Below are 25,990 nucleotides of genomic sequence, written 5' to 3'. Positions count from 1 at the left end.
AATGTTTAGGATTTTACCTTGCACCATCTAGTATATTTTTTCTGCTTTCGCTACCATCACACTTATACCATATTTGAACGAAGGTATTATGTTGTGGTTATACTAGCTTTAAGAGTTCCCAGCAATTCAGTTTCTTTGTTGCACGGTTTTGCTCCGTGTCTACATACAAGTTTCCCTATATGCTTACTAAAATTTTTGTGCAATTCATCTCACGACTAAAGTCGCGAGTGTTCTTGCACTATTTAATAAAAGATTTTTTCCAAATCAATTTCATGATAATTCGCAATCGCAACAATATAATAAAATACATCAAATACTTCCTCCTCAATCGTCCCCTTTATATTTTGTCCATCAAACCTCATATTTTTTCTAATATTTTCAGCCAGTTCCCCAAATTCCTCAATTAATTTTAAAACTAATCTTTGTCCATTTTCTTTTTTTTTCTGCGATTCTTCCTTATCTCTGCTTTCATCTAAAGTCCCTTTTTCTATTCTTTTAATCAGATACTGGACTTCTTCAAGTGTCATATCTTCAATATTATTTTTCATAAAAATTTATCCCCTTTCTTTCTTATTCTATATACCTCAAATTTTTTAGACTTAAATCTAAAATTTTAGCTGAATGTGTTATAGCCCCACTTGAAACATAATCAATCTCCAATCCTTTAAAGCGATTTATATTATTAATGTCTATATTTCCAGAACATTCTATTACAGCTTTCTTTCCTATAATTTTTATAGCCTTTTTGATAGTTTCTATATCCATATTGTCAAGCATAATTATATCTGCCCCAGCTCTAACTGCCTCTTCCACCCCTTCTAAATTTTCAACTTCTATTTCAACTTTTTTAATAAAAGGAGAATATTCCCTAGCAAGTTTTATAGCTTTTGTTATTGAACCAGCGGCATCTATATGATTGTCTTTTAACATTATCGCATCGGAAAGATTATATCTATGGTTATGCCCTCCACCAGCTACAACTGCGTATTTTTCAAATATTCTCATATTCGGAACAGTTTTTCTTGTATCTAGTAAATATATGTTTTTATCGTCTAGCGCTTCTATCATTTTTTTTGTATAAGTTGCAATTCCACTCATTCTTTGCAAATAATTTAAAGCTACTCTTTCAGAAGATAGCAATGCTTTTACATCATCTCTTATCTTTAGTATCAGATCTTTTTTAAAAACTTCATCCCCATCTTTTTTATACTCAGTAAAAACAGGAGAACCATTTAACTCAAAAACTCTTTTAAATACATCAAGTCCTGCCAAAATTCCTTCTCCCTTGGAATATAAAGAAATTTCCGCCAGTCTATCATCCTTATAAATTGCATTTGTACTTACATCTTCTGAAGTAATATCCTCTTTTAATGCTAATTTGATTGAATCATCCATTTGAAATTTATCTATTTTTCTCAAACTCATCTTCTTTTATCCTTTGCTCTATAATATTTTTATTTTCTTTTATTTTATTTTCTATTTCAAAAACCTCTTTTTCAATATTTTTAAAAGCATTATCTGCTGCCACATTATTATAATTAGAGATGTTATTTTCAACATTAATCGAACGGGCCGCTCTTTTTCCAAACACAACACTTTCTAATAATGAATTGCTTGCAAGCCTGTTTTGCCCATGAACACCCGTACAGGCAACTTCACCAACAGCATACAAATTTTTCATTGAAGTTTTTGAATCCATATTAACCTTGATTCCTCCCATTGTATAATGCTGAGCAGGAACTACTGGAACTTTATCTTTCAATACATTTATATCTTTTTTTATTAATTGTTTATAAATATTTGGAAATCTTTTTTCAATATCTAATTTTATTGTGCTAAAATCCAACCATTCATATTCAGATTTGTCTTTTTTCATTTCTTTCAGTATTGCTTTTGTGACTTCATCCCTAGGTTTTAACTCATCTGTAAATCTTTGCAACTTCTGATTTAAAAGCACCGCTCCTTCCCCTCTTACTGATTCCGAAATCAAAAATTTCCTTTCATTATCTTTTGTATAAAATGTCGTTGGATGTATTTGGACATACGAAATATCCTTTAATTCTATATTATGTCTAATAGCTGCTGCTACTCCATCTCCTCTTATATGAGAAAAATTTGTAGTATTTTTATATATTCCGCCTATCCCTCCTGTTGCTAAAACTGTGAATTTAGATCTTATGGAAAATATTTCTTTATTTTTGGCTACAATACCAAGACAAGTATTATTTTCTTCAACTATATCTAAAAATTCACAATTTTCTATTGTTTTTATGTTCTTTTTTTCCAAAACTTTTTTTATAAGGCTTTCCATTATGTATTTACCAGTTCGATCTTCACAATATAAAATTCTAAATTTTCTGTGTCCTCCCTCTCTTGTATAGAAAAGACCTTTTTTATCACCTGTAAATTTTACTCCCATTTCAATCAAAGTCTTTACAGCTTCTTCTGATTCATCAACTAATATTTCGACTGCTTTTCTGTCATTTTTATAATGACCTGCAATTAAAGTATCTTCAATATAGTCTTCTCTATCCTCTTTTCCCCTGCAAACAGATATTCCACCCTGTGCAAGATAAGAATTACTGTCTTTAAGCTTCTTTTTTGTTATTAAACATATGTTTATACTGTCATCTAATGTCAAAGCACAAATCAATGCTGCAACTCCAGAACCAATTATAACTACATCGTAATTTTCAGCTTTCATTTCAATCCCCTGCCAATTCTAACATTCTTTCTAAAGGAATTAGAGCTTTTTTAGCTATTTCATCATCAACTTTCAGTTCATCTCCACCTTCCGTCAAAATTTTTTCAATTTTCTCTAAGGTATTTTTCTTCATACTTCTGCATATCAAAGTATCTGCAAAATGCAATTTCTTATTAGGAGCTTTCTTATATATTTCAAATCTAATTCCTCTTTCAGTTACAATTATAAATTCATCTCCCTCTTTTAAAGTCTCGGCGATTATCCCGCTTGTACTCCCGATATAGTCTGCTAATTTTAAAATTTCTTCCTTGCATTCTGGATGAGCCAAAACTTTTGCATTGGGATATTCTTCTTTTAATTTCTTTACATTTTCCAAATGCACTAAATTATGTACACAACAATAACCTTCATTTAAAATAATATTTTTATTTTTTACTTGTTTTGCAATATATGAGGCTAAATTTCCATCAGGAACTATGAAGATATTTTTTTCTTTTAATTTACTTACAATTTTAAGTGCATTGGATGAAGTTATACAGACATCACAATGTGCTTTAATTTCAGCTGTTGAATTTATATAGCATACTACCGACAAATTGCTGTACTTTTCTCTCATTTCCTTTATTTTTTTTATAGTTATCATATGTGCCATAGGACAGTCAGCATAAATATCAACCATATACACTGTTTTTTCTGGATTTAAAATTTTTATGCTTTCACCCATAAAATATACTCCTGCCATTATTATGGTCTTATTTTTCAGCTTTGTCGCAGTCTTGGCTAAATAAAAAGAATCTCCAACATAGTCAGCAATCTCCTGTACATCTCCATCTACATAATAATGAGCTAAAATCGCCACATCTTTTTCTTTTTGTAATTTTTTTATTCTCTCTTTCATTACTCCTCCTAAAATATTCCATAAATTTTTATATTATTTCTTTCAAAATTTCTTTTGAATTTTTTGCTGCCAATTTTACAAAACTGTTGTATTCCATATCTGATTCATCAGTAATACTATCAGAAATAGAACGAATTATTAAGAATTTTACATTTAAGCGGCTACAAACTTGTGCCACAGCGCCACTTTCCATATCCACGCAAAGTGCCGAAAAATCTTCTCCCAGTTTTATTTTCACATCTTTTTTACTGACAAACTGATCCCCTGTTAAAATTCTTCCCAAAACAACTTTATGACTTATATTTTGAACTTTTTCCAAAAGATTTTTGTCTGTCTCAAAAGCCCACTGTTTCATCTGTGGAATCTGTCCCATTTTGTAGCCAAATGCCGTGGCATCGACATCGTGCTGAACGACATCGACTCCCGCAACGACATCTCCAACTTTCAAATCTTTACTTAACGAACCTGCAACTCCTGAAAAAATAACAGTTTTTACATCAAATTTTTCTATTAACAGCGTCGCAGTAATCGCCGCATTAACTTTTCCAATTCCTGACTGAACAAAAACGACTTCTTTTTGATTAAATTTTCCACGGAAAAAAGAAATTCCACTTATCACTTCTTCTTTTATATCTTTAATTTCTTTTTTTATTTCAGCCGCTTCTTCATCGACAGCTCCAATAATTCCAATCATAATTTAAAATTTAACTCCTTTTTATTTATTTTTTATTTTATCTCTCTACATCAATCGAAGAATTTATTAATAAATCCAATGTCTGTTCGTAATTATAACCTAGAGATGCTGTACTTTTAGGGAGTAAACTTGCGGCAGTCATTCCAGGTAGCGTATTTACTTCCATAAAATAAGGCGTGTCTTCATTTACCACCATAAAGTCTATTCTTGAAAAACCTTCACATTTTAATCCATAATAGCTATCTTTTGCAAATTTATTTATTTCGTTTTGAACTTTTTCACTAAATTCATAGACATATTCTTTTGCCCCGCCTTTTGCATATTTAGATTCAAAGTCAAAATAATCTCCTGCAAGTGCTTCGATTCTTATAGTTGGAAAAACTTTTCCATCAATCACAGGAACACTAATTTCAACTCCAGTTAAAACTTCTTCAATAAGAGCTTCTTTATCCATGCTAAACACCAAATCAAGCCCTTTGTCAAGTTCTTCTTGATTAGAAACAAAGCTTACTCCGATGCTTGAACCTCCGCTATTTGGTTTTACAACAACTTTATCTCCCAATTTTTCTTTTATTTCATCGAAATTCGCAGTTTCTCCACGACGAACGCTTATCCATTTTGCAATTCTAACTCCGTATCCTGCGACAATTCTTTTAGAAAATTCCTTGTCCATACAAACTGCACTTGACATCACGCCAACTGTATGCTACTCCAAGACTTTGTAAAATGTATTCTTCCATCTTCTCCGAAAACTCCATGAAGTGCAATATAAGCAAAATCAAGATTTAAATCTTTTACTTTTTCAAAAACTTCATTTTCCTTGTCAATTACAATATCAAACACTTCATATTTGTCCCTATTCAAATTTGCTACAATCTCACTTCCAGTTTTCAATGAAATTTCTCTTTCTGTCGAAACTCCACCTCTTATTACTCCTACTCTTATTTTACTCATTTTTTAAATCCTTTCTTTTTTTCTTTTTTTTATTATATTTTATTTTATTTTGTTTATTTTGTTTTTTTTTACTTATTTTTCTTTACTTCACTTTATTTTTTATTTAATATTTATTTTCGAAAAAAATTTAAAAATTAATTTATGAATTTTTTTTATTTTTAAAAATCTTTTTTAATTACTTTAAATTAAAATGCTCCTTCAAAATCTTTTTTTTCAAATTGGTGTTTTTTCCCACAAAAATGACATTCCACTTCAATTTTCCCTTGCTCTTTCAAGATTTCATCAATTTGCTCTTTTCCCAAAGTGATTAAACCCTTTAAAAATGTTTCTCTTGAACAGTTACATTTATACTCAATTTCACTTTTTTCCAAAATTTCAAAATTTTCAACATACTTCTTTTTATGATTTCCATCAACATCTTCAGTTTCTTCAAACACCGAAATATCTTCATACAAAAGCTCAACTATTCTCTCAAGACTAAATCCACCATTTAATAATTCTGTAATACTTCTAATTTTTCTTAACTTATCTTCCAGTTTATCTATAAAATCATCTTCTGCGCCAGGAAGAAGCTGAATTAAATAACCTCCTGCACGATTTACAGTTCCATCTTCGTTAAGTTTTACTCCAAGTGCAACAACTGACTTTATTTGTTCCGACTGTAAAAAATAACTTGCAACAATGTCTGCTATATCTTGATTTTCTAGCGCAACCATTCCAGAAAAAGGCATTTTTAGTCCAATATCTTTTCTAACTTGCATTATTCCATCACCAATAAGTTTAATTCTCCCTTTTTCATCTCTCACGAAATTTCCATCTTTGTCTACAAGTTTAGCATTTGAAGTATTTCCAACATATCCTTTTACATGGCCTTTCATATTCGCAGTTGCAACCATTTTCCCATAAGCTCCGTCACCGCTTATTTCCACCGAAATAAGTCCATCTGCCACTTTCAAATCCTTTCCCATCATAGCTGCGGCAGTAAGCAGTTTTCCAAAATTAACTGTTGCAATCGCATCCAGTCTGTGTATATTTTGTGCTTCTTTCACAACTTGTGTAGTATCACAGACAAAAAATCTGGCACATTTACTTGTCCCTCTTATCAATTCTGATTTTTTTCCCATTTTTCCCACTTTCTATTATTACCTATATTTAAATTTTCACTTTATGTGTAAATTATACAATATTTTTTTATATTTTCAAAACTATTTTTACTAGAAAAACAAAATAAAAAAATCTCACTATCTAAAATTAGCGTAGCGAGAAAAAATTTTATTAAATAATATTTTTTTAAACTAAATAATTTATAAATCAATGTCTTCTTTTCTAAGAGTTGGAAATAAAATGACATCTCTTATTGAAGCAGAATTTGTCTGTAACATAACAAGTCTATCTATTCCGATTCCAAGTCCTCCTGCAGGTGGCATTCCATATTCTAGTGCTCTTATGTAGTCTAAATCCATTCCTTGAGCTTCGTCATCTCCTGCTTCTTTTAATTTAACCTGCTCTTCAAATCTTTCCTTTTGATCTTGCGGGTCGTTTAATTCCGAGTACGCATTTGCAAACTCTCTTCCTGAAATAAATAGCTCAAATCTATCTACCCACTCAGTTTCACCTTTTTGATTTTTTGAAAGCGGTGAAATTTCTTTTGGATATTCTGTTATGAATGTTGGATTAATTAATGTTTCTTCTACTTTTTCTTCAAAGAATAAATTTAAGATTCCAAATTTTGTGTAAGTTTTATCTTTTTCTAAAGGAATTCCGAATTCTTTTGCGATTGAAACAGCTTCTTCATCGCTTGAAATTGAATCAAAATCAAATCCAGTTTTTTCTTTTACAATTTCTTTCATTGTAACTCTTCTCCAAGGTTTTGCCATATTAATTGTCTTATCTTCATATTCAATATCATATTTTCCGTGAAGCTCTAAAGTTAGATTTGAAATTAAGTCTTCTGTCAAATCCATCATATCATTAAAATCAGCGTAAGCTTGATAAAGCTCCATCATTGTAAACTCTGGATTATGTTTTACAGAAATTCCTTCATTTCTAAAACTTCTGTTTATTTCAAATACTTTTTCAAATCCACCGACTAATAATCTTTTTAAATAAAGTTCTGGTGCAATTCTTAAAAATAACTCCATATCAAGAGCATTGTGATGTGTTACAAATGGTCTTGCAGTCGCTCCTCCAGCAATTGGATGCATCATCGGAGTTTCAACTTCAGTAAAACCTTTTTTTTCTAAATAGCTTCTAAAAAATCTAATAACTTGGAATCTTTTTTTCATAGTTTCCATAACTTCTCTATTCATTACTAAATCAACATATCTTTGTCTGTAACGAGTTTCCACATTAGTTAATCCATGAAATTTTTCTGGAAGCGGTCTTACATTTTTTGATAAAACTTCAAAAGATTTTACTCTTAATGTCAATTCTCCAGTTTTAGTTCTAAATAACGATCCTTCAACTCCAAGAAAATCTCCAAGTCCCAATTTTTTATAAATTTCGTATTGTTCTTCCCCCACTTCTTCTTTTTTCACATAATATTGAATTTGCCCAGTTGGATCTTGCAACTTTCCAAATCCATTTTTCCCCATTCTTCTGAATCCTACAATTCTTCCCGCTGTTTTAAATACTTTGTCGCATGTTTCATTATATTTATTGATTTCGGAAATATCGTTTTCTTTGTTATAAGTTCTTCCATAAGGCTCAATTCCCATCTCTTTTAATTCAGCTACTTTTTTTAATTTTTCTTTTATTATACCATTGTCATTTGGCGTTCGATTTTTTTGATTACTCATCACTTTTCCTTTCTTTGTTTTGCTTTTATTTTTTCATAAAATAAATATTTAATTTTATGTTGTTTATTACATTGTCATCATCCATTATATCATATTCTAACGTCATTTTGTCATTTTCTTTTTCAAATTTTTTTGTAAAAATTTTATATTTTGTATGAAACTGCTTTGTCATATAAATAAATGGTGTATGTTCACTGACTTTAAACACTTGCTTTGAATTGATTTCTCCGCGACGGTAAATCTCGACAAAATCATTGTAGTCAACGATTTTACACCTTCCATATTCGTCGCTGTAATGATACTCTTTCTTTTCGTCCAAATCTATTACTTTTGTAAGTTCAAACACTTTTTCATAATTTTGTGAAAATTTATCCAAGCTTTTTATTTTTATTTTCATAATTTTCCTTTTTTTAATTTTTTATTCTTCATCCAAGAAATTATCCAAAAATTCATCTAAATCCTCGTCAATTTCTTCATCATCATCTTCTTCCGCCAAAAACTCATTTTCGTCATCATCAAGCAGGCCAAAATCACTCTCATCAATTTTTTCTTCAAAATTATCATCTTTGTCATATTCTCCGAAATCTTCATTCCAATACATATAATCCTTATCAGAACCATAATATTCGTTGTCCCAAATCTCCAAAATTCGCTCTTGCTCGTCTTCGTCCAAATCTTTTATTTCTTCTTCAATACTGTCATAAAAAAAAACTCTTTTATCCCCATTTTCATCATCGCACACTAAATATTCCTTGCCATCAGTATTGACATTGGCAATACAAGTAAAACTTTCCAATTCATCTTCTTCGTTGTATCTCTCAAATTCTTCACCAGCTGAATACATAATTTCCTCCACTATTTATGATATTTTATATTATTATTTATCGAAATCCATCTATATATTTGTTCAACTAATATAAGTCGCATCAATTGATGCGGAAATGTAAAGTTAGAAAATGCTAACCTAAAATTGACAATTTCTCTAAGTTTGTCAGCCACTCCATTTGAGCCGCCGATTATAAAATTAATTTCACTGCTTGTAAGCGAAATTTTCTCTATTTTTTCTGCCATCTCCACAGATGTCATCATCTTTCCAGATAAATCCAGCAAAATGCTGTATGAATAATTTTTTTTACTAATTGCATCTATTATTCTTTGTGTTTCAACATCTACGGCATTTTTTATCCCTTTGTTGTCATCTTCTTCAGTTAATTCGATTATATCTAATTTTACATATTTTGACAACCTTTTTAAAAATTCTTCTATTCCATCTTTTATATACTTTTCTTTAATCTTTCCAACACACACTATATTAATTCTTATCATATTTTCCCCTCATTGTCAATTATTTATTTTCTTCTTCCAAACATTTTATCCAAATCGTTCTTAGTCAGTTTTACGATGATTGGTCGACCATGGGGACAAGTATATTTGCCGACTTCGTGGATTCTTCTCACCATATTTTGCATCTCGTCAAAAGATAACTTTTGTCCAGCTTTTACTGCACCTCTGCAAGACATCGAAATAATAATTTTTTCTCTTAAATCTTTTATTTCAACTTCATTTTTCAAATCATTCAACAATTTTTCAAAAACATTTTCACAACTTTCTCTAAAATCAAAAATCGGTACCGCTCGGATTAAAATCTCATTTTCATAAAATTCGTCAATTTCAAATCCAAAATTGTTAAAAATCTCAATATTTTCAAATATAATTTCTTTTTCAATCGAAGTAACTTCCATTTTTTTTGGAATCAAAAGCTGAGTTGAATCAATTTTTTTTCCATAAAATTTTTCTTTTAACTCCTCGTACAAAATTCTCTCATGAATGATGTGCTGGTCGTAAATCTCAAGTTCATCATTTCTTTTAACCAAAATATAAGTGTTGAAAATCTGTCCCAAAATGTCATACTCAATTTGCTCTCCAACTTGCTTTTCAAATGTCCCAACTTTATAATTTTCACTTTTATTTTTACTTCGGTTAATTTCCCAAGTTTTATCATTTTTCTCAAAAATTTCATCAGTTTTTTCATTTATTTTTTCTATTTTTTTATTTTCAAAAAATTTATCAAAAAAATAATTTTTATTTTTATTTTCTCCAATTTCGTTCTCTTTATTTTCCCTGTTTTCTTCATATTCTTTATTTTTTTTATTTTCTTTGTTCTTTTGATTTTTTTCTTCATTTTCAGTTTTCCCATCAAAAGTTTCAAGGCTAAAAAATTTATTTTCTTCAATTTTTGGAACTTCATCAGAAAATAAATCATCTTTCATTTCTTTTTTCTCGTTCAAATTTATATTTTTTTTAATCAAATCAATATTCGGCTGCCAATTTTCCCTGTCAGCATAGTAAAAAAAGTCATCTATAGCTGATTTTATTTCACTGTAAACAATTTTATCATTGGAAAATTTGACTATTTTTTTAGACGGATGAACATTGACATCAATTTCTTTTGGGTCAGTATTATAAAAAATTATAGCAAAAGGATATTTCCCTTTCATAAGTTTTGTGTAATAGCCATCTATTATCGCTCTTTCAATTGTCAATGATTTTACGTATCTGTTATTTACAAAAGTAAATAAAAAATCTTTTGTACTTCTTAAAATTTCCACATTTCCCAAATATCCATACTCAAATTTTTTCAAATTTTTTAAAACTGATTTTCCAAACAACTCCAAAATTGTATTTTCCATTCCATTTCCACTTGTCTGAAGAATTTTTTTCCCATCCAAATCCAATGAAAATGAAACATCGCTATTTGCAAGTGCTTCTTTTAGCACAATTTCTCTAATTTTGGAATATTCCGTAGAAGTTTTTCTCAAAAATTTTTTTCTTGCAGGAGTGTTATAAAATAAATCTCGCACTTCCACTTCCGTTCCAACATTTTTTGAAACCTCTTCAAAATTTCTCACAACTCCGCCATAGCTTGAAATCTTATATCCCACTGAGCTATCTTTTGTTCTTGTCAAAATTGTCAACTTTGAAACAGCTGCAATTGAAGAAAGCGCTTCTCCCCGAAAACCATAAGTTTTCAAATTAAATACATCTTCCTTTTTTGAAATTTTAGAAGTGGCGTGTCGCTCTACTGATAAAAGTGTATCATCTTTATCCATTCCAATCCCATTATCACTAATTTTTACATCGACTCCCGACTTAAAAACTTCGATTTTAATCATCGTAGCTTTGGCATCCAAAGAATTTTCAATCATCTCTTTAATCATCGAAGCTGGATTTTCCACAACTTCTCCAGCGGCAATGATATTAGACACACTTTCATCCAAAATCCTTATAATTCCCAAAAAAATCTCCCCTTTCTTTATCTATAACTTTAAAATATTACAATTCAACAGTTCTGCTCACAATTATTTCATATTTTTTAGAAAATATTCCTGCCAATCTTTCCAAATCTTCTTCCAAGCAAAGAACTTTTACATTTGGACCCGCATCCATCGTAAAATAACATTTTTCGCTATCCTTATCTCTTAAATTTTTTACAAATTCCATAGCTTTATAAGTTTGAGGCAAAAAATATGAAAATGGCGGATTTGATGTTTCAGTCGTCCTATGCATTCTTAACACATTTTCCTCCGTTAATTTCCCAACTTTTTCAAAATCATTATCTTGCAAGTACTTTTTCATATTTTCAAAATCAATTTCTGATTGTTCTACCCACTCTTCAAAATATGTCGAAGTTTTTACACAACGCTCCATTCCATCCCGACTCGACACATCTTTTTTACTCTTGCTTAAAACTAAAACAATCATCGCCAATTTTAAATCAGTTTTCACTTTATAAATTTCCCCACTATCCTTGTCCCAAGCGGCAACAGGTCCAAAAAAACTTCTGGCAGAAGAACCCGAACCATATTTAGAAATTTGTGCCAGTTGTTCTTGAGATAAATTTTTTTTGAATAATTTGTTACACGCTTTTATTATAGCTGATAATCCGCTTGAACTTGAAGAAAGTCCCGCTGCTGTTGGCATATTATTTGTCGTTTTAATTTTAACTTTTTTATTTTTTTCATTTTCTTGCGTTCTAAACAAATCCACTACTTTGCTAATTTTTTCTGTATGAATTTTATCTTGTAGCTCACTGTTTAAAAAAATAAATCTCTAACTCCAGAAAATTTTTCTCCATTTTTTTCTACTTCTTTTTTATTTCTGCGTCATCTATAAATTCAATTTCCGTTTCCGTATACAAATCTTTCAAAGTTAAAGAAATACTGCTTGTCGCTGGTATCATTTTTTGTTTATCTTTTTTTCCCCAATATTTTATAATCGCTATATTTGCATACGACTTCACCTTTTCCATCTCAATTTTTCTCCATCTCAATTTTTTTTAATTTATTCTTAAATTTTTTCAATCCAAATATTGACTGCTCCATTTTCAATCAACATTTTTTTTACATTTTTTGCAATTTTTTGTGACTTGCAAAGAGCGATAATACAGCCTCCCAGTCCTCCGCCCGAAATTTTTGCTCCACTTGCTCCATTTTCAATCGCCTTTTTTACAAGCATTTCCGTTTTACTAATTGTAACACCTATTTTTTTTAGCTCATCGTTTGCACTTATCATTATTTGTCCAATTTTTTTTATCTTTTCACCACTAAATTTATTTTTTATCAAACTTTCAAATTTTTCAGTCAATTCTCCCAGCTTTTTTAACGGATCTTTTGCAATTTTTCCCAATTTTCTCACTTTTTCCACGGCTTCTTTTGTATTTCCATAAATTCCTGAATCCGCAATAACTAAATACGCTCCCAAATTTATATCAATATATGAAAATCCTTTATTTTTTATAAATTTTATTGGCTTTTCACTCAGACAAGTTTTAGCGTCCAGGCCGCTTGGATTTTGATGTGCTGTGATTTCTGCAACATTTACCAATTTTTCCAGCAAATCAGTTTCAATTTTTTGACCAAAATAGTCAAATACCGCTCGAATCGCCGCAATACTCACTGCCGCTGACGAACCCATTCCCCTTTTTGGCGGAATTTCTGATTTTATGCTATATTTTATTTTTTCTTTTTCTTTTTTCAAATATTTTAGTGCCGTAAAAATTGCAACTGAAAGAGTGTCATTTTCATTGTAGCAAAAATTTGTCTTGCTCTCTAAAATCTCACATTCAATTTCAATATTTTTTAGCGGAACGGCAATCGCAGGATAACCATAAACAACAGAATGTTCTCCCAGCAATATAATTTTACTGTGCGCTTTTCCAATACCTTTTTTCATTTTTTTACTCTTTTCCCTCTTCAAAAAAATATTTTTATCCAATTTTACTTATTTTTATTATAATATATTTATTTTATTTTAGCAAACTAAAATAGGTCAATAATAATTATTATTAACCTATTTATGATAAAAATTTTTAAATTTACAATTTAGATTTTACATTTTTTAAAAGCATTTTTACAAAATTTGCTTTTGTATCAGAGCCACCTTCAAGACTTACATTTCCTTCAATTTCCTCTGGCGAGTTATAAACTTTATAAGTCCAGTTATTTTTAGTTGCCATATTTCTCAGATTTATATTTTCTATTTTTGCAATTTCTGTAATCGTAATTTCGCCTGGAAATCCATTTTTTTCAAATAATTTTAACGCTCCCAAAACTGCACTTTCTTCGTTTTTTTCAATTATAAATTCTATTTTTGAAGCATCTCTTAAATTTGAATAAATTTTTTGAGAAAGGTCACCGCCTTTTTTCCAGCCGAAAAGTTTATCCGCCAATTTTCCACGGCTAACTGATGTTATCAAATATGTGGCGCTGTAATCATCATTTCTAACTACGGCTACTCCTTTATCTATCGCTGAAAATGACATCACACAAAAAATCATAAATAACATAAAAATTAACTTTTTCATAAACTTCACCTCACTAAATTTTTTTATTTTTCATAATTTTATTGAAAAAATATTTCAATATTTGTCTTATCATCAATTCTCTCCCCAGCTTTTGGATACTGATCTACGACCTTTCCACTTCCAGAAACTTTAAAATTTGGATATTTACTCTGTGGATAAATAGAATAAAAATCTCTTAGTACAACACCATTTAGATCTGGCATAATATTTTTATAAAACATTGCTTTAATTTCATTTAAATCTTTTTTCTTTTCTTCAACTACCACTTCTTTTACCGAAGGCTCAACTTTTATTTCTCCATCAGGTCCTATTCGCTTGTAGTTAATTAGCTCTGTCAGAACTTTTTTTACCGATGGCAAAGCGACAAAGGCTCCATAATAATTCTTACCTTTAGGCTCGTTTATCGTAATAAGCAGTGCATATTTAGGATGCTCCACTGGAAAAAACGCAAAGAATGAACTGAAATAACGACCTTTTTGATAACCACCTTTACCAGATTTCTGTGCCGTTCCAGTTTTACCACCTACACGATACCCCTGTATTTGCGCATCTCTCCCTGTTCCACGGCTGACAACGGCTTCCATATAGCTTCTATTTAACTTTGAAACTTCATCACTAAAAACTTTTCTTAGCACAGTTGGTTTATTTTTTTTGACAATATTTCCATTTTCATCTTCTATTCTGTCAACTATGTAAGGTTTCATAAGCTTTCCATTGTTTATTACAGTATTAAGTGCCATTATCATCTGGATCTGAGTCATTGCAATACCTTGACCAAATGCCACATTCGCTTTTCTCACTTCTGTCAAATCTTTTAAACTTAAAAGCTTCCTTGTCATTTCCGCATAAGTATCAATTCCTGTCTTTGAACCAAGTCCCACACTTGCCAAATATTTATAAAATGTGGCTCTGTCCAATGTTTGTGAAATTTTTACCATCGCAACATTGGATGAATACGCTATTACATCCGCCAAACTTAGATTTCCCAAAGCTGTGTTATCGTGATCTCTAATAATCCTATCTTGCACTTGAATTGAGCCATCTAGCTGAAATCTTGTATTTGCATTTATTGTTTTTGACTGCAGACCCATTGAAACCGTTATTGGCTTAAATATTGACCTGCTCAAAAAATCAGTAATTGTTCTATTCTTTACTTTTGAATAATCACTTGATTTAGGATATGACGACATTGCAAGTATTTTACCAGTTTCCACTTCCAATAAGATTCCCATTGTAGAAGTTGCATTATATTCGTCAAATGTTCTATTAAGCTCACGATCTAACATATCTTGAATTTTATTATCAATTGTCAAAACTATATTGTTTCCATCTTTTGCGGGTTTTGACTCACCTTTATTTTTTATATTTGAAAATTTTAAAAAAGGCTCAGGTATTTTCAAAGAACCTTTGACCACTCCCATTTCTCCAGCAAGTTCTGTATCGTAATATTTCTCGATTCCATAAATACCTTTATTTTCGTTGTTTACAAAGCCCACTGTTTCTTGAAAGGCGCTAATATTTTCATATTTTCTCGTATAAACCGTTTCAAATGCAATTCCTAAAAATGGATTTGTCTTTTTCTGGGATTTGCTTTTTCCTTTGTTATTTTCCTTAACCTGCTTAGCAGCTGCCTCGACTTCTTGTTCAATGGCATGTTTAGCATTTTCTTGTATTTTGTAATCCAATTTCAAATATTTTTTATTATATTTTTTCTTGTTCTCATAATCATCTCTCGCTTTGTCAATATCCAAAGACTCTATATATATCTTAAGCATTCCTAATAACTTGTCAATATTTTCTTCTTTAATTATCGAAGGATCCAAAATTACTACATATTGCTCATCATCGTATGCCAAGAGCTGTCCATCGTCTGTTGAAATTTTACCTCTTTTAGCTTTTATATAATTTTCTGAAGAATATTGTTTCTCACCTAATGCGCTGTACATGTTACCATTTAATATTTGTAGATTAAACAGATTACCTATTAATACAAAAGTGTAAATAAGAAGTCCGAAACAAAGCATCATCACTCTTATGTACCACTTGTTCCACATACTTTCAGAATTACTTTTTTTATTTTTTCTACTCTTTTTATTTTCTAAATTTAATTTAGCTTTGTTTATAATATCACTTTTTTTTTTCATTTCTCTCCTAAAATTACCCCAAAAGATTAACTTAACTTATCTAAAATCAGCTTATTTATCATTTGTGGATTAGCTTTTCCACGAGATAACTTCATAGCTTGTCCCATAAGATATTTTAGTGCATTACTCTTACCATTTTTATAATCTTCCACCGATTGTGCATTTTCAGCCAACACTTGATCAACAATTTTCTCAATCGCACTGTCATCAGTAATTTGAACCAATCCTTTTTCTTTTACAATAATTTCAGGATCTTTATCTTCTGTCAATAAAATTTCAAATACATCTTTTGCTATTTTTGAGCTAATTGTTTTTGCTTGAATCAATTTAATCAATTTCCCTAAATTTTTCGGCGTTACATTAAATTCTGAAATCGAAATATTCTTTTCCTTCAACACTCTCAAAACTTCTGTCAATACCCAGTTTGCCGCAAGTCTTGGCTCTTTTGTATCATTTACAATTTCTTCGTAATATTCAGCTAATTCTTGTTCCGAAGAAAGTGTTGCAGCTTCCATTTCATGCAATTTATACTCATTTACAAATCTTCTCGCTTTTTCATCAGCAAATTCTGGCATTTCACCTTTTACTTTTTCCAATCTTTCGTCAGAAATTACAAGTGTAGGCAAATCTGGCTCAGGAAAATATCTGTAATCCATAGCTTCCTCTTTGCTTCTCATTGGCTTAGTTACAGCATTTTCCTCATCCCAAAGTCTAGTTTCCTGAACAACTCTCCCACCATTTTCAATCACTTCAATTTGTCTATTTGTTTCATATTCAATGGCTCTCATAACCGCTTTAAACGAGTTTAAGTTTTTAGTTTCCGTTCTAGTCCCTAATTCTTTTTCACCTTTTTTTCTAACAGAAACATTCGCATCACATCTAAGCGACCCCAATTCCATACTTACATCACTAACTTTAGTATATTTCAATCTATCCTTCAATGTATTTAAGTACGCATAAGCCTCTTCAGCATTTTTAATTTCTGGCTTAGAAATAATCTCGATTAACGGTACAGACGCTCTGTTGTAATTCAGCAACGTTTCAGAAGTCGTGTGAATACTTTTTGCCGTATCTTCCTCAATTTGGATTCTCTCAATCCCGACAACTGCCTCTTTTCCAGAATTTGTCGTAATTTTCAAAGTCCCATTTTCCGCATAAGGTTTAAAATATTGCGTAATTTGATAATTTTTTGGTGAATCTGGATAAAAATAATTTTTTCTATCAAATTGACTCTCCTCATTTATTTCACATCCCAAAGCAAGTGCCGCTTTTATCGCATAATCAAGCACTTTTTCATTCAATTTTGGCAATGCTCCTGGTTGACCAGTACACACTGGACACGCCGATGTATTTGGATGTTTGTTATCATAATCGGCATCACACGAACACCATACTTTTGTTTTTGTTTTTAATTGACAGTGAACCTCAAGTCCGATGACTGTTTCATATTCCATACTCATTTTTTTTAATTTTTCCTTTCTTAAAATTACTTTCTTCTATCTAAAACTATTAAACTAAGTCAAATTTACAACTCAGGATATTCAATTTTCCCACGAACACCTTCAAATTTATGAGAAATATTAAACAATAAATCTTCTCTAAAATAATTTCCAATTAACTGAATTCCAACAGGAAGTCCATCTACAAATCCAGCAGGTACTGAAATTGCAGGAAGCCCCGCCATATTTATTGATACGGTAAAAATATCTCCCAAATACATCTGGACTGGATCAGTAATTTTTTCACCTTTTTTAAATGCTGTAGTTGGAGAAACTGGTGTTAATAAAACATCTACTTCTTTTAATGCTTTTGAAAAATCATCTCTAATAAGTCTTCTAACTTGCGAAGCCTTTTTGTAATAAGCGTCATAGAATCCAGAACTTAACACATAGTTTCCAATCATAATTCTACGCTTAACTTCATCTCCAAAACCTTTTGTTCTTGATTCAACATACATTTTTTCCACATCTTCGTTACTTTCTCTCACACCGTATCTTACTCCGTCGTATCTTGACAAGTTTGAAGCCGCCTCAGCAGATGAAATAATGTAATAAGTCGAAATCGCATATTTTGAATATGGAAGTGATACTTCTTTAATTTCAGCTCCTAATTTTTTCAATTTTTCCACCGAATCCATTATCACTTTTTTAATATTTTCATCTAATCCTTCTGCAAAATATTCTTTTGGAATCCCAATTTTCAAGCCTTTCAAGTCATTATTCAAACTTTCCAAATAGTTAGGTACTTCCACATTTACACTTGTCGCATCTTTTTCATCATAACCCGCAATTATTTGCAAAAGTCTAGCCAGATCCTCAGTCGATTTTGCCAAAGCTCCAATTTGATCAAGCGAAGATCCAAACGCCATAAGTCCGTATCTTGAAACTCTTCCATAAGTCGGCTTAATCCCAACAGTTCCAGTCAAACAAGCAGGTTGTCTAATACTTCCACCAGTATCTGAACCAAGTGCAATCGGTGCTTGTCCCGCTGCAACCATCGCTGCCGATCCTCCACTGCTTCCACCAGGCACTCTTGTTAAATCCCAAGGATTAGAAACCGATTTTATTGATGAATTCTCATTTGAAGACCCCATCGCAAACTCATCCATATTAGCCTTCCCAATTATCGGTGTCCCAGCCTTTTTCAATTTTTCCACAACTGTCGCATCATAAACTCCCACATAATTTTTAAGAATTTTCGACGCAGCCGTAGTCAAATCCCCTTTTGATACAATATTGTCCTTCAAAGCCACAGGCACTCCAAACAACAGCTCATTATCATAATTTTTTCTACCTTTTTCATTATTTTCAGAATCATATTTTTTTGCCTCATCTAAAGCCTTCTCAGGAAACACATTAGAAAATGCTCCTATTTTTTCTTCAGTTTTCTCAATTCTATCCAAAAAAGATTTTGTCACTTCTTCAGAAGTAATCTCTTTATTTTTTATCATTTCAGCTATTTCACTAGCCGTTTTTTTGTATAAACTCATTTTTCCACCTTTCTTTTTTCTAATCCCACCAAAAATACCAATTTTTAGCTTTGTATAACTCTTTTGACAGTTCCTCCAGTTCATCATAAATTTGGAAAACTAAATCCTCACTAACTAAAAACTGCTCTATTGCCAATTCTTCAGCCTCTTTTTGTGTTTTTGGAAATTTCTCCAAATAAAATTCTATTTCAGAATCAGTTATCACAACAACTCTTGCATCATATTTTTCATACCAATATTTACTGATAGCTATGATTTCTTCTGGCAAAGGACATTCATTAAAACCACCAAATAAAAACCATCCTGAAATTTCATAAACTTTATCTGCTGGAACTTTAAATAATCCTACATTTTCCCTTATTTTTCCAGTTTCTATGTCAAATATTGAATTTAAATATAAAGTTTTATCTTCATTGAAATTTTTAAAATAATCTAAGTAATCGTTGTCATTAGAAAATTCATATTCCTCATCCAGATACTCATTTTCTATATACTCCTGTTTTCTTTCTTTAAACCACTGAGCACAGTCTACTTTTTTATAATTTTCTAAAATTTCATCTCTTGTTCTTTTATACTCTTCAAATTCAGGGAATTCTTCATTGAAATAATCTTTTACCTCGACAAAAATAGGAATAAAGCCTTCTTTTTTACCTTCTTCCAATAGCTCAAAATATCTTTTTACAACTTCTGTTATTCCACTATCTTCATTAATTTTTTCATAATCACATTTTATTTTATCTGCAAGTAAATCTACATTTTCCAACATTTTTCTCTCCTTAAAAAAACCTAATTATCCGCATTTTCTCCCACAACTTTTGGAACAATTATAAATTCCTCATCGCTATTTAGTGCATTTTCCAAGATCTCTTTCTTAATTCCACTATCCTTAACAACATCTTTTCTCAACACATCCTTCAAATCAAGCACATTAAAAAGTGGCTCAACTTCACTCGTATCCACACTATTCAACTCTTCCATATGGTCAAAAATTTTATTCAAATCCACTCTAAACTTTTCAATTTCACTTTCCGAAAATTCCAGCTTTGAAAGTGCCGCTATTTTCATTACATCTTCTTTACTTAACATTTTTCCTCCTTTGAAATATACTTTTAGCTCAATTGAGCAACTCATAAGGTTTTTTTATTATTCATAATTTTTAAAATCGTTTTATATTCTTTTGCATTATCATAAACTATAATATTATCAAATTTATTTAAAACTTTCGATAAATTTCCACAATTTCCCTTTTTACAAACAAAAATTCTTTTATCGAATTATCCTCAAATTCTCCATAATTCCTTCTCAGTTCACAAACTGCATTTCTAAGAATTTCCCCTTTTCTCACTCTTTTCGACATTCCAAGAAAAACTCTCTCCAAAAAATCTAAATTTTTATACCTAGCTAAAACTTTTTCTCTTCTCAGCCAATCAAAAAAATTTTTAAAATGATTTGGAAAAAATCTATCATATTTTTCAATATTTTTGATTATTTTTCTTTCAACTTTTTTCACATTCCCAAAATCAGGATTTCCACTAAAAATATTCTCAAAATTTTTGCACAAAAAATGGTCAATATACATATCCGATACAATCCCTTTAAAAATTCCAAATTTTTCTTGCAAAAATTCATTTAAAAAATTTTCTTTTCTATCAGAAATTTTATCAATTAATCTATGTAAAATTATTCCGCTTTTTAAATTTTCCTGCAAATCAATTTTTTCGATTCTTCCTTTATAAAAATCTCCAGTAAAATTTCCATAAAGTGTATTTTTATTTGTTTTTTCATCAATTTCAAGCGATATGACAGAATGTGCTAAATAGTTCATTTTGACTCCTGTTTTTTATTTTTTTAGTGTAAAACTTAATTTTAAAAAGTTTTTAGAATTTCAGAAAAACTCTCAAATTCTCTAAAATTAATTCCATTTTCACTGCAAAACTTCACGGCTCTCGTTCCTTTTCTCACCAAGACAAAGTCAGCCACTTCCATCGCTCTATAGTCTGAAGGACCATCTCCTACATAAATTACTTCGTAACCTTGCTTTTTAAATTTTTCTACCGCTTCTTTCTTATCCACCCCATAAATTTTTTCTTTGTCTAAAAACAGATTTTCTACAGTAATTTTATTCCCATCAAATTTTAAATCGTTTGAAATTATTTTTTCATCAGGTAAATCTATTCCATACCCTAAAAGAGAGCCTTGCACATTAAGTCTTGAGCCAGCGCTCACAATTCTAAATTCTAGCCCACTTTTCACAAAATCTTTAAAACTTTCATCTATTGTAACTTTTTCTTGTAATGTTTTAATATACTCGTCTTTTGTAATATTTAGCGAACTCAGTCCTTCTTTTATAAACTGTCTTATTGTTACTTTTCCTGCTTTGTATCTCTTTCGTAAATCCTTTTTAAATTCTGGATTGTGAGTTTCCAACAAAACCTCAGTGGAATCTTCATTACTTATTGTCCTGTCAAAATCTATTAAAAAAATTCTTTTTTTACTCATCAATTTCTCCTATAGTCCTTTTAAATATTTTATTTCATCTTCAGTTAAAGCTCGGTATTCTCCAACTCCCAAGTGTCCCAACGTAAGTTCTCCCACTTTTACTCTTTTAAGCGCCTCAACTGTATATCCCAAAGTCTCAAACATCTTTCTTATTTGTCTATTTTTTCCTTCAAAAATTGCGATTCTAATTTCTCTTCTATCAAGTTTTTTCACTTTGGCAGGAGCTGTCCTTCTTCCATCAATTACCACTCCGTGTTTCAACGCTTCAATATCTTTTTCTTCAATATCTCTACTTATTTTTGCAATATAGCTCTTATACAACTTTTTTCTTGGATGCATGACATGATTATAAATATCGCCATCATTGCTTATTATGATAAGTCCTTCTGTCATAAAATCCAGCCTTCCATATGTAAAAAGTCTCGCACGTGATTTTATCAAATCTATCGCCAATTTTCTGCCAAATTTATCTTCATTGGAGCAAAGCACTCTTTTTGGCTTATTTAAAATATAATATTCGTATTTTGTATTTAATCGCACTCTTTCGCCATCAATTCTTACAACATCTTCAGGTTTTACATCCATTCCGATAATCGCTTCTTGTTTATTTACCGAAACTCTTCCTTCGTTTATCAATTCATCAGCTTTTCTACGAGAGCAAAATCCCGTTTCAGCTATAAATTTATTCAATCTCATTATTTTCTTTACCTCGTTTATTTATTTTATTTTATCTTTCTGTGTTAAAATTTTAAATTTTAATAATTTAATCATATCTTTTTATTTTTATATTTTTATTTTTCATTCAATTTTTCAGATTTTCTTTAATTTTTTTATTTTTTTGTTTTATAATTTTCACTTTCAATAATTTTGTCTTCATCGCCATAAAGCAACTTTATTTTTTCAAATTGCGCATATCCTGGAAGTTGAGCTTTTTTTTGAATGTTCAAATAACTAAAAAATTCTTCGCTCACTTCATACAAATTAGGTGTTCCAACAGCTTTCTTTTTTCCTGAAATATAAATTAATTTTTTTTCTTGCAGCGTTGCCAAACTTTTTTCAGCACCGACTCCTCTTATCTGCTCTATTTCCAATTTTGTAACAGGACCTTTATATGCGATGATTGCTAATGTTTCCATCGCTGATTTGGATAATTTTTTTAATTTTAATTCAGGATTAAAAAATTTTTTTATATCAAGTCCAAATAGTGGATTTGATACAAAATATACAACATCGTCCTCAATTCTTAAATTTATTCCGCTATCTTTTCTTTTTTCTTTTAAATTTAACAATATTTTTTCAAGCTCTTTTTTTTCTATATCATAAAATGAAGCAAGTTTATCAATTTTTAACATTTCTTTTGATAAAAATATAATTGCTTCTAACTTTTCTTCTATTCTAAAATATTTATTTTGAGTGTTTTCATCTTTCACATTTTCACATCCAAATTTTATTTTTCAAATACTAAAATTATTAGGGATTGCCTTAAATAAGACAAATCCCTTTTTTATTTTTAATATTCAATTGTTGGAGAAATAATTACATTTTTGTAATCATCGAAATCATCTAACACTTTTGCAATACCATTTATAACAGCGTGAATTGCATCATCGCCAACAGTCACTTTTAATTTTAATTCTTCTTCTATTCTTTCTTTTAAAAGTCTGATTGTAGCTCCTCCACCTGATAAATAAATTCCTGTTTCATAAATATCAGCTGCCACTTCTGGTTCAATTTCCTCAATTGTTATTCTAACTTCATCAATTATCATATCAATATGTCTTTCAATTGCGCCTTCAATTTCAGAAGCTTTAATTTTCATACTTTTTGGAAGTCCAACACCCAATTCTCGACCTCTTATTTCATATTCTTTATTCGGATCATCTTGACTTATTGTATTTATTTTTAGCTCTTCAGCCGTTTTTTCGCCAATTAATAAATTACGCTCATCTTTTATATACTCCACAATATCATCATTTAAGTGATCTCCAGCAACTTTTACCGATCTTGAAAGTGCAGGTCCTCCTGATACGATAAACGCAATTTCAGTAGTTCCTCCTCCTATATCGACAATAAGATGTCCTTTTGGCTCAAATAAATCAATTCCAACTCCAATTGCAGCTGCAACAGGTTCTTCAATTAAGTAAACATCTTTTGCACCCGCATCTTTTACAACTTCCACAACCGCTCTTCTCTCAACTTGCGTTACTCCGCTTGGCACACAAATAATAACTCTTGCACTATTAAATTTATCCTTTTTTAATTTACCTAAAAATTCCTCTATCATTTTTTCTGTTATTTCATAATTAGAAATTACTCCATTTTTAAGAGGTCTTATTATTTCTGTATGTTTTGCAGTTCTTCCTATTATTTCTTTAGCTTTTGATCCAATGAACTCCACATCTTCTGTCTTTACATTGATTGCTACATAAGTTGGCTCATCTACTTGAATTCCCTCTCCTTTTACATAGACAACCGTATTCGCTGTTCCCAGATCAATCGCTACATCACGCATCGATCTAGTTGAAATATTTGTTTTAAAAAAATCTAAAAATTTCATCTAATTTCTCCTTTTCTCACATATTTTTTATTTATTTCAAATCAAACAATAGAAGATTTTTTTATCTCTTATTTTCAATTTTGTATACATAGTGTATTTTACCATTTTTTTCAAATAATCTCAATCAGCATTACAAAAAATTTTTTTACTTATTCAAATCTTCATTTAATATCTGACCATCATCACTAATTACTCCATTATCTTTTAACTGATTATAAATTCTTGAAGCCCTGTTAAATCCTGTTTTCAATTTTCTCTGAAGCAGTGAAATTGATACTCTTTGCTCCTCCCTTATCACTTTTACCGCATTATCGAAAAATGGATCTAAGTCATTTTCTTCTTCGTAAGTTTCTTCCAAAATTTCATTTCGATATTGAACTTTTTTACTTTTTTTCAATGTATCTGTTAAATTTTTAACTTCTTCATCTGAAATATAAGCTCCTTGTATTCTCTCTAACTTAGAAGAACCATTTGCAAGTAAAAGCATATCTCCTTGTCCTAGTAATTTTTCAGCTCCCGATGTATCAAGAATCGTTCTTGAATCAATTTGAGAACGAAGCGCAAAGGAAATTCTGCTTGGAAGATTTGCCTTTATCATTCCTGTGATCACATCTGTTGACGGTCTTTGAGTTGCAACTACCAAATGTATTCCAACAGCTCTTGCTTTTTGTGCAATTCTTGCTATAGATTCTTCCACGCTATTCGATGCAACCATCATCAAATCTGCAAGTTCGTCAATAATTATGACAATATATGGCATTTTTTCAACAAAATTTAAGGAATTGTAACTTACAATATTTCTAACTCCATTTTCCATTAATTTTTTGTATCTGTTATCCATTTCATTGACTGCCCATTTTAATGCAATTGCTGCTTTTTGCGGATCTATTATAACGGGGACAAGCAAGTGTGGAATGTCGTTATATGGCATAAGCTCCACCATTTTGGGATCAATCATTATAAATTTAACTTCTTTATCCGATTTTTTTGAAATCAAAGTTGAAATTATTGTATTTACTGCAACTGATTTTCCTGAACCAGTCTGTCCCGCAATAAGTAAATGTGGCATTTTTACAATATCTATAAATTTATCCCGTCCTACAATATTTTTTCCCAAAATTACTTTTAATTCACCTTTATCAAGTTCATTATTTTTTATAATGTTGGCAAAATGAACATTTTCCTTTATCTTATTTGGAGTTTCAATCCCAATTGTATTTTTCCCTGGAATTGGCGCTTCTATTCTAATACTTTCTGCAGCCAGATTCATAGCAATATCGTCCGCTAAATTAGTTACTTTGCTCACTTTAATCCCTTTTGGAATAACGATCTCATATCTCGTTATCGTAGGCCCATATTCATAATTCACAACTTTTGCATCAATTCCAAATTCTTTTAAGACACTTTCCAGATGACTTACATTATCTCGTATACTTTTCTCAATTTTTCTTTTTGTTTCAAAATCCATCGGTTTTGATTTAAAAATTTTTTCAATTGATTTTTTTATAATTTCATTATACCCTTGATTTTTTTCCAATAAATTATTTGCCTCTTTTAATTTTTCTTCTAATTTTTTTCTTTTTCAATCACTTCTTTGTTTTCAAAAGCTGAAAGTTTAGGAAATTGCTGAAAACTCAAGTCCTCTTCCAAATCTTTTTTTATCTTATCATTTTTAAATGGCGATAAAATTTCCAATTTCATACCTTTTTTTGTTTTGAGTTTTCTTTTTGAATATCGTTGTCATTTTCTTCTTTTTTGTCATCTTTATTTTCAAATGTGTTTATTTCGCTTTTAAGATTATTCTCAATAATTGACTTTTTTGAATTTTTATTTTCTTTAATTCCTTTATCTTGACTTTCTTTTTTTCTAAAATTTCCATCCATTCTTTTT

The 25,990-nt window shown here is 30.2% G+C and carries 31 protein-coding genes; all 31 read right to left on the bottom strand.

All coding sequences use genetic code 11. The annotated features are described in order from the left end of the window. Nucleotides 1-86: 86 nt before the first annotated feature. The 31 genes from AB8B22_RS00740 to AB8B22_RS00590 all read right to left on the bottom strand — a co-directional run bounded on the left by AB8B22_RS00740 (nt 87) and on the right by AB8B22_RS00590 (nt 25,983). A complete protein-coding gene (locus AB8B22_RS00740) occupies nt 87-203 on the bottom strand; it encodes a MarR family transcriptional regulator (protein WP_082719398.1) in 117 nt (38 codons plus the stop codon). 39 nt (nt 204-242) lie between these two features. Then, entirely contained in the window at nt 243-548 is a 306-nt protein-coding gene (locus tag AB8B22_RS00735) for a MazG nucleotide pyrophosphohydrolase domain-containing protein (RefSeq protein ID WP_369711204.1), read from the bottom strand. Between the two features lie 22 nt (nt 549-570). Beyond that, nucleotides 571-1,425: a carboxylating nicotinate-nucleotide diphosphorylase gene (nadC, locus tag AB8B22_RS00730; protein ID WP_369711203.1), complete on the bottom strand. Its 855-nt coding sequence runs from the start codon at nt 1,423-1,425 to the stop codon at nt 571-573. Continuing rightward, nucleotides 1,403-2,704: an L-aspartate oxidase gene (locus AB8B22_RS00725; protein WP_369711202.1), complete on the bottom strand. Its 1,302-nt coding sequence runs from the start codon at nt 2,702-2,704 to the stop codon at nt 1,403-1,405. Before AB8B22_RS00725 ends, nadC begins: the two co-directional genes overlap by 23 nt. A 1-nt stretch (nt 2,705) precedes the next feature. Continuing rightward, nucleotides 2,706-3,602 (bottom strand): quinolinate synthase NadA, encoded by an 897-nt coding sequence (gene nadA / locus AB8B22_RS00720; RefSeq protein ID WP_369711201.1) that lies wholly within the window; start codon nt 3,600-3,602, stop codon nt 2,706-2,708. 28 nt (nt 3,603-3,630) lie between these two features. After that, nucleotides 3,631-4,296, bottom strand: coding sequence for a 5'-methylthioadenosine/adenosylhomocysteine nucleosidase (locus AB8B22_RS00715; RefSeq protein WP_369711199.1), 666 nt, complete (start codon nt 4,294-4,296; stop codon nt 3,631-3,633). Between the two features lie 37 nt (nt 4,297-4,333). Continuing rightward, nucleotides 4,334-4,987 (bottom strand): ATP-grasp domain-containing protein, encoded by a 654-nt coding sequence (locus AB8B22_RS00710; protein WP_369711198.1) that lies wholly within the window; start codon nt 4,985-4,987, stop codon nt 4,334-4,336. Next, on the bottom strand, nt 4,987-5,250 hold the full coding sequence (locus tag AB8B22_RS00705) for a hypothetical protein (RefSeq protein WP_369711196.1): 264 nt from the start codon (nt 5,248-5,250) through the stop codon (nt 4,987-4,989). The genes AB8B22_RS00710 and AB8B22_RS00705 overlap by 1 nt, the downstream gene beginning before the upstream one ends. A 185-nt stretch (nt 5,251-5,435) precedes the next feature. Then, nucleotides 5,436-6,374 (bottom strand): Hsp33 family molecular chaperone HslO, encoded by a 939-nt coding sequence (locus AB8B22_RS00700; protein WP_369711194.1) that lies wholly within the window; start codon nt 6,372-6,374, stop codon nt 5,436-5,438. 180 nt (nt 6,375-6,554) lie between these two features. Further along, nucleotides 6,555-8,048, bottom strand: a complete 1,494-nt coding sequence (gene lysS / locus AB8B22_RS00695) for a lysine--tRNA ligase (protein ID WP_369711193.1) — start codon at nt 8,046-8,048, stop codon at nt 6,555-6,557. Nucleotides 8,049-8,073: 25 nt separating this feature from the next. Beyond that, a complete protein-coding gene (locus tag AB8B22_RS00690; RefSeq protein ID WP_314080087.1) occupies nt 8,074-8,445 on the bottom strand; it encodes a DUF1934 family protein in 372 nt (123 codons plus the stop codon). A 21-nt stretch (nt 8,446-8,466) separates the two neighbouring features. Further along, a complete protein-coding gene (locus tag AB8B22_RS00685; RefSeq protein WP_094079399.1) occupies nt 8,467-8,892 on the bottom strand; it encodes a hypothetical protein in 426 nt (141 codons plus the stop codon). Between the two features lie 11 nt (nt 8,893-8,903). Next, the gene (locus AB8B22_RS00680; protein ID WP_094079400.1) at nt 8,904-9,374 is read right to left on the bottom strand and encodes a 23S rRNA (pseudouridine(1915)-N(3))-methyltransferase RlmH; all 471 of its coding nucleotides are present in this window, start codon (nt 9,372-9,374) and stop codon (nt 8,904-8,906) included. A gap of 23 nt (nt 9,375-9,397) precedes the next feature. Next, complete coding sequence (gene mutL, locus AB8B22_RS00675) at nt 9,398-11,344, bottom strand: DNA mismatch repair endonuclease MutL (RefSeq protein ID WP_369711192.1); 1,947 nt, start codon at nt 11,342-11,344, stop codon at nt 9,398-9,400. A 37-nt stretch (nt 11,345-11,381) separates the two neighbouring features. Continuing rightward, nucleotides 11,382-12,095: a diphosphomevalonate decarboxylase gene (mvaD, locus tag AB8B22_RS00670; RefSeq protein ID WP_369711191.1), complete on the bottom strand. Its 714-nt coding sequence runs from the start codon at nt 12,093-12,095 to the stop codon at nt 11,382-11,384. Between the two features lie 94 nt (nt 12,096-12,189). Next, nucleotides 12,190-12,357 (bottom strand): hypothetical protein, encoded by a 168-nt coding sequence (locus tag AB8B22_RS00665; protein WP_369711190.1) that lies wholly within the window; start codon nt 12,355-12,357, stop codon nt 12,190-12,192. Between the two features lie 38 nt (nt 12,358-12,395). After that, the gene (gene mvk, locus AB8B22_RS00660) at nt 12,396-13,280 is read right to left on the bottom strand and encodes a mevalonate kinase (RefSeq protein WP_369711189.1); all 885 of its coding nucleotides are present in this window, start codon (nt 13,278-13,280) and stop codon (nt 12,396-12,398) included. A 142-nt stretch (nt 13,281-13,422) separates the two neighbouring features. Continuing rightward, a complete protein-coding gene (locus tag AB8B22_RS00655) occupies nt 13,423-13,911 on the bottom strand; it encodes a hypothetical protein (protein ID WP_369711187.1) in 489 nt (162 codons plus the stop codon). Between the two features lie 38 nt (nt 13,912-13,949). Further along, nucleotides 13,950-16,055 carry a penicillin-binding transpeptidase domain-containing protein gene (locus tag AB8B22_RS00650; RefSeq protein WP_369711186.1) on the bottom strand — a complete coding sequence of 702 codons (2,106 nt, stop codon included), beginning with the start codon at nt 16,053-16,055 and terminating at the stop codon, nt 13,950-13,952. A 26-nt stretch (nt 16,056-16,081) separates the two neighbouring features. Next, nucleotides 16,082-17,515, bottom strand: coding sequence for an Asp-tRNA(Asn)/Glu-tRNA(Gln) amidotransferase subunit GatB (gatB, locus tag AB8B22_RS00645; RefSeq protein ID WP_369711185.1), 1,434 nt, complete (start codon nt 17,513-17,515; stop codon nt 16,082-16,084). A 65-nt stretch (nt 17,516-17,580) separates the two neighbouring features. Further along, the gene (gene gatA, locus AB8B22_RS00640) at nt 17,581-19,044 is read right to left on the bottom strand and encodes an Asp-tRNA(Asn)/Glu-tRNA(Gln) amidotransferase subunit GatA (protein ID WP_369711184.1); all 1,464 of its coding nucleotides are present in this window, start codon (nt 19,042-19,044) and stop codon (nt 17,581-17,583) included. Nucleotides 19,045-19,063: 19 nt separating this feature from the next. After that, the gene (locus AB8B22_RS00635; protein ID WP_369711183.1) at nt 19,064-19,810 is read right to left on the bottom strand and encodes a DUF4253 domain-containing protein; all 747 of its coding nucleotides are present in this window, start codon (nt 19,808-19,810) and stop codon (nt 19,064-19,066) included. Nucleotides 19,811-19,830: 20 nt separating this feature from the next. Beyond that, nucleotides 19,831-20,130, bottom strand: coding sequence for an Asp-tRNA(Asn)/Glu-tRNA(Gln) amidotransferase subunit GatC (gatC, locus tag AB8B22_RS00630; protein ID WP_369711182.1), 300 nt, complete (start codon nt 20,128-20,130; stop codon nt 19,831-19,833). 127 nt (nt 20,131-20,257) lie between these two features. Next, a complete protein-coding gene (locus AB8B22_RS00625) occupies nt 20,258-20,869 on the bottom strand; it encodes an ACP phosphodiesterase (protein ID WP_369711181.1) in 612 nt (203 codons plus the stop codon). A 41-nt stretch (nt 20,870-20,910) separates the two neighbouring features. Beyond that, nucleotides 20,911-21,543 carry an HAD-IB family phosphatase gene (locus tag AB8B22_RS00620; protein ID WP_369711180.1) on the bottom strand — a complete coding sequence of 211 codons (633 nt, stop codon included), beginning with the start codon at nt 21,541-21,543 and terminating at the stop codon, nt 20,911-20,913. A 9-nt stretch (nt 21,544-21,552) separates the two neighbouring features. Further along, nucleotides 21,553-22,239, bottom strand: a complete 687-nt coding sequence (locus AB8B22_RS00615; RefSeq protein ID WP_314082457.1) for a pseudouridine synthase — start codon at nt 22,237-22,239, stop codon at nt 21,553-21,555. A gap of 134 nt (nt 22,240-22,373) precedes the next feature. Further along, nucleotides 22,374-22,973: an SMC-Scp complex subunit ScpB gene (gene scpB / locus AB8B22_RS00610; RefSeq protein WP_369711179.1), complete on the bottom strand. Its 600-nt coding sequence runs from the start codon at nt 22,971-22,973 to the stop codon at nt 22,374-22,376. A gap of 80 nt (nt 22,974-23,053) precedes the next feature. After that, on the bottom strand, nt 23,054-24,100 hold the full coding sequence (locus tag AB8B22_RS00605) for a rod shape-determining protein (protein WP_094079413.1): 1,047 nt from the start codon (nt 24,098-24,100) through the stop codon (nt 23,054-23,056). A gap of 145 nt (nt 24,101-24,245) precedes the next feature. Beyond that, the gene (locus AB8B22_RS00600; RefSeq protein ID WP_369711178.1) at nt 24,246-25,637 is read right to left on the bottom strand and encodes a DNA translocase FtsK; all 1,392 of its coding nucleotides are present in this window, start codon (nt 25,635-25,637) and stop codon (nt 24,246-24,248) included. A gap of 29 nt (nt 25,638-25,666) precedes the next feature. Beyond that, entirely contained in the window at nt 25,667-25,801 is a 135-nt protein-coding gene (locus tag AB8B22_RS00595; RefSeq protein WP_369711177.1) for a hypothetical protein, read from the bottom strand. Then, nucleotides 25,798-25,983 carry a hypothetical protein gene (locus AB8B22_RS00590; protein WP_369711176.1) on the bottom strand — a complete coding sequence of 62 codons (186 nt, stop codon included), beginning with the start codon at nt 25,981-25,983 and terminating at the stop codon, nt 25,798-25,800. Before AB8B22_RS00590 ends, AB8B22_RS00595 begins: the two co-directional genes overlap by 4 nt. Nucleotides 25,984-25,990 lie beyond the last annotated feature (7 nt).

This window comes from Leptotrichia rugosa, assembly GCF_041200005.1.
Lineage (GTDB): Bacteria > Fusobacteriota > Fusobacteriia > Fusobacteriales > Leptotrichiaceae > Leptotrichia > Leptotrichia rugosa.
This window is presented reverse-complemented; position numbering and strand designations above follow the sequence as displayed.

Excerpts from the sequence above, each read along its gene's own strand:
- AB8B22_RS00735 (WP_369711204.1), bottom strand. The coding sequence starts at position 548 with ATGAAAAATAATATTGAAGATATGACACTTGAAGAAGTCCAGTATCTG.
- AB8B22_RS00615 (WP_314082457.1), bottom strand. The coding sequence starts at position 22,239 with ATGAGATTGAATAAATTTATAGCTGAAACGGGATTTTGCTCTCGTAGA.
- AB8B22_RS00665 (WP_369711190.1), bottom strand. The coding sequence starts at position 12,357 with ATGGAAAAGGTGAAGTCGTATGCAAATATAGCGATTATAAAATATTGG.
- AB8B22_RS00590 (WP_369711176.1), bottom strand. The coding sequence starts at position 25,983 with ATGGATGGAAATTTTAGAAAAAAAGAAAGTCAAGATAAAGGAATTAAA.
- gatA (WP_369711184.1), bottom strand. The coding sequence starts at position 19,044 with ATGAGTTTATACAAAAAAACGGCTAGTGAAATAGCTGAAATGATAAAA.
- AB8B22_RS00690 (WP_314080087.1), bottom strand. The coding sequence starts at position 8,445 with ATGAAAATAAAAATAAAAAGCTTGGATAAATTTTCACAAAATTATGAA.
- AB8B22_RS00595 (WP_369711177.1), bottom strand. The coding sequence starts at position 25,801 with ATGAAATTGGAAATTTTATCGCCATTTAAAAATGATAAGATAAAAAAA.
- AB8B22_RS00700 (WP_369711194.1), bottom strand. The coding sequence starts at position 6,374 with ATGGGAAAAAAATCAGAATTGATAAGAGGGACAAGTAAATGTGCCAGA.
- AB8B22_RS00715 (WP_369711199.1), bottom strand. The coding sequence starts at position 4,296 with ATGATTGGAATTATTGGAGCTGTCGATGAAGAAGCGGCTGAAATAAAA.
- AB8B22_RS00685 (WP_094079399.1), bottom strand. The coding sequence starts at position 8,892 with ATGTATTCAGCTGGTGAAGAATTTGAGAGATACAACGAAGAAGATGAA.
- nadA (WP_369711201.1), bottom strand. The coding sequence starts at position 3,602 with ATGAAAGAGAGAATAAAAAAATTACAAAAAGAAAAAGATGTGGCGATT.
- mvk (WP_369711189.1), bottom strand. The coding sequence starts at position 13,280 with ATGAAAAAAGGTATTGGAAAAGCGCACAGTAAAATTATATTGCTGGGA.
- AB8B22_RS00620 (WP_369711180.1), bottom strand. The coding sequence starts at position 21,543 with ATGAGTAAAAAAAGAATTTTTTTAATAGATTTTGACAGGACAATAAGT.
- gatB (WP_369711185.1), bottom strand. The coding sequence starts at position 17,515 with ATGAGTATGGAATATGAAACAGTCATCGGACTTGAGGTTCACTGTCAA.
- AB8B22_RS00705 (WP_369711196.1), bottom strand. The coding sequence starts at position 5,250 with ATGAGTAAAATAAGAGTAGGAGTAATAAGAGGTGGAGTTTCGACAGAA.
- AB8B22_RS00635 (WP_369711183.1), bottom strand. The coding sequence starts at position 19,810 with ATGTTGGAAAATGTAGATTTACTTGCAGATAAAATAAAATGTGATTAT.
- nadC (WP_369711203.1), bottom strand. The coding sequence starts at position 1,425 with ATGAGTTTGAGAAAAATAGATAAATTTCAAATGGATGATTCAATCAAA.
- AB8B22_RS00680 (WP_094079400.1), bottom strand. The coding sequence starts at position 9,374 with ATGATAAGAATTAATATAGTGTGTGTTGGAAAGATTAAAGAAAAGTAT.
- AB8B22_RS00605 (WP_094079413.1), bottom strand. The coding sequence starts at position 24,100 with ATGAAATTTTTAGATTTTTTTAAAACAAATATTTCAACTAGATCGATG.
- AB8B22_RS00710 (WP_369711198.1), bottom strand. The coding sequence starts at position 4,987 with ATGTCAAGTGCAGTTTGTATGGACAAGGAATTTTCTAAAAGAATTGTC.
- AB8B22_RS00650 (WP_369711186.1), bottom strand. The coding sequence starts at position 16,055 with ATGAAAAAAAAAAGTGATATTATAAACAAAGCTAAATTAAATTTAGAA.
- gatC (WP_369711182.1), bottom strand. The coding sequence starts at position 20,130 with ATGTTAAGTAAAGAAGATGTAATGAAAATAGCGGCACTTTCAAAGCTG.
- AB8B22_RS00625 (WP_369711181.1), bottom strand. The coding sequence starts at position 20,869 with ATGAACTATTTAGCACATTCTGTCATATCGCTTGAAATTGATGAAAAA.
- lysS (WP_369711193.1), bottom strand. The coding sequence starts at position 8,048 with ATGAGTAATCAAAAAAATCGAACGCCAAATGACAATGGTATAATAAAA.
- AB8B22_RS00725 (WP_369711202.1), bottom strand. The coding sequence starts at position 2,704 with ATGAAAGCTGAAAATTACGATGTAGTTATAATTGGTTCTGGAGTTGCA.
- AB8B22_RS00655 (WP_369711187.1), bottom strand. The coding sequence starts at position 13,911 with ATGAAAAAGTTAATTTTTATGTTATTTATGATTTTTTGTGTGATGTCA.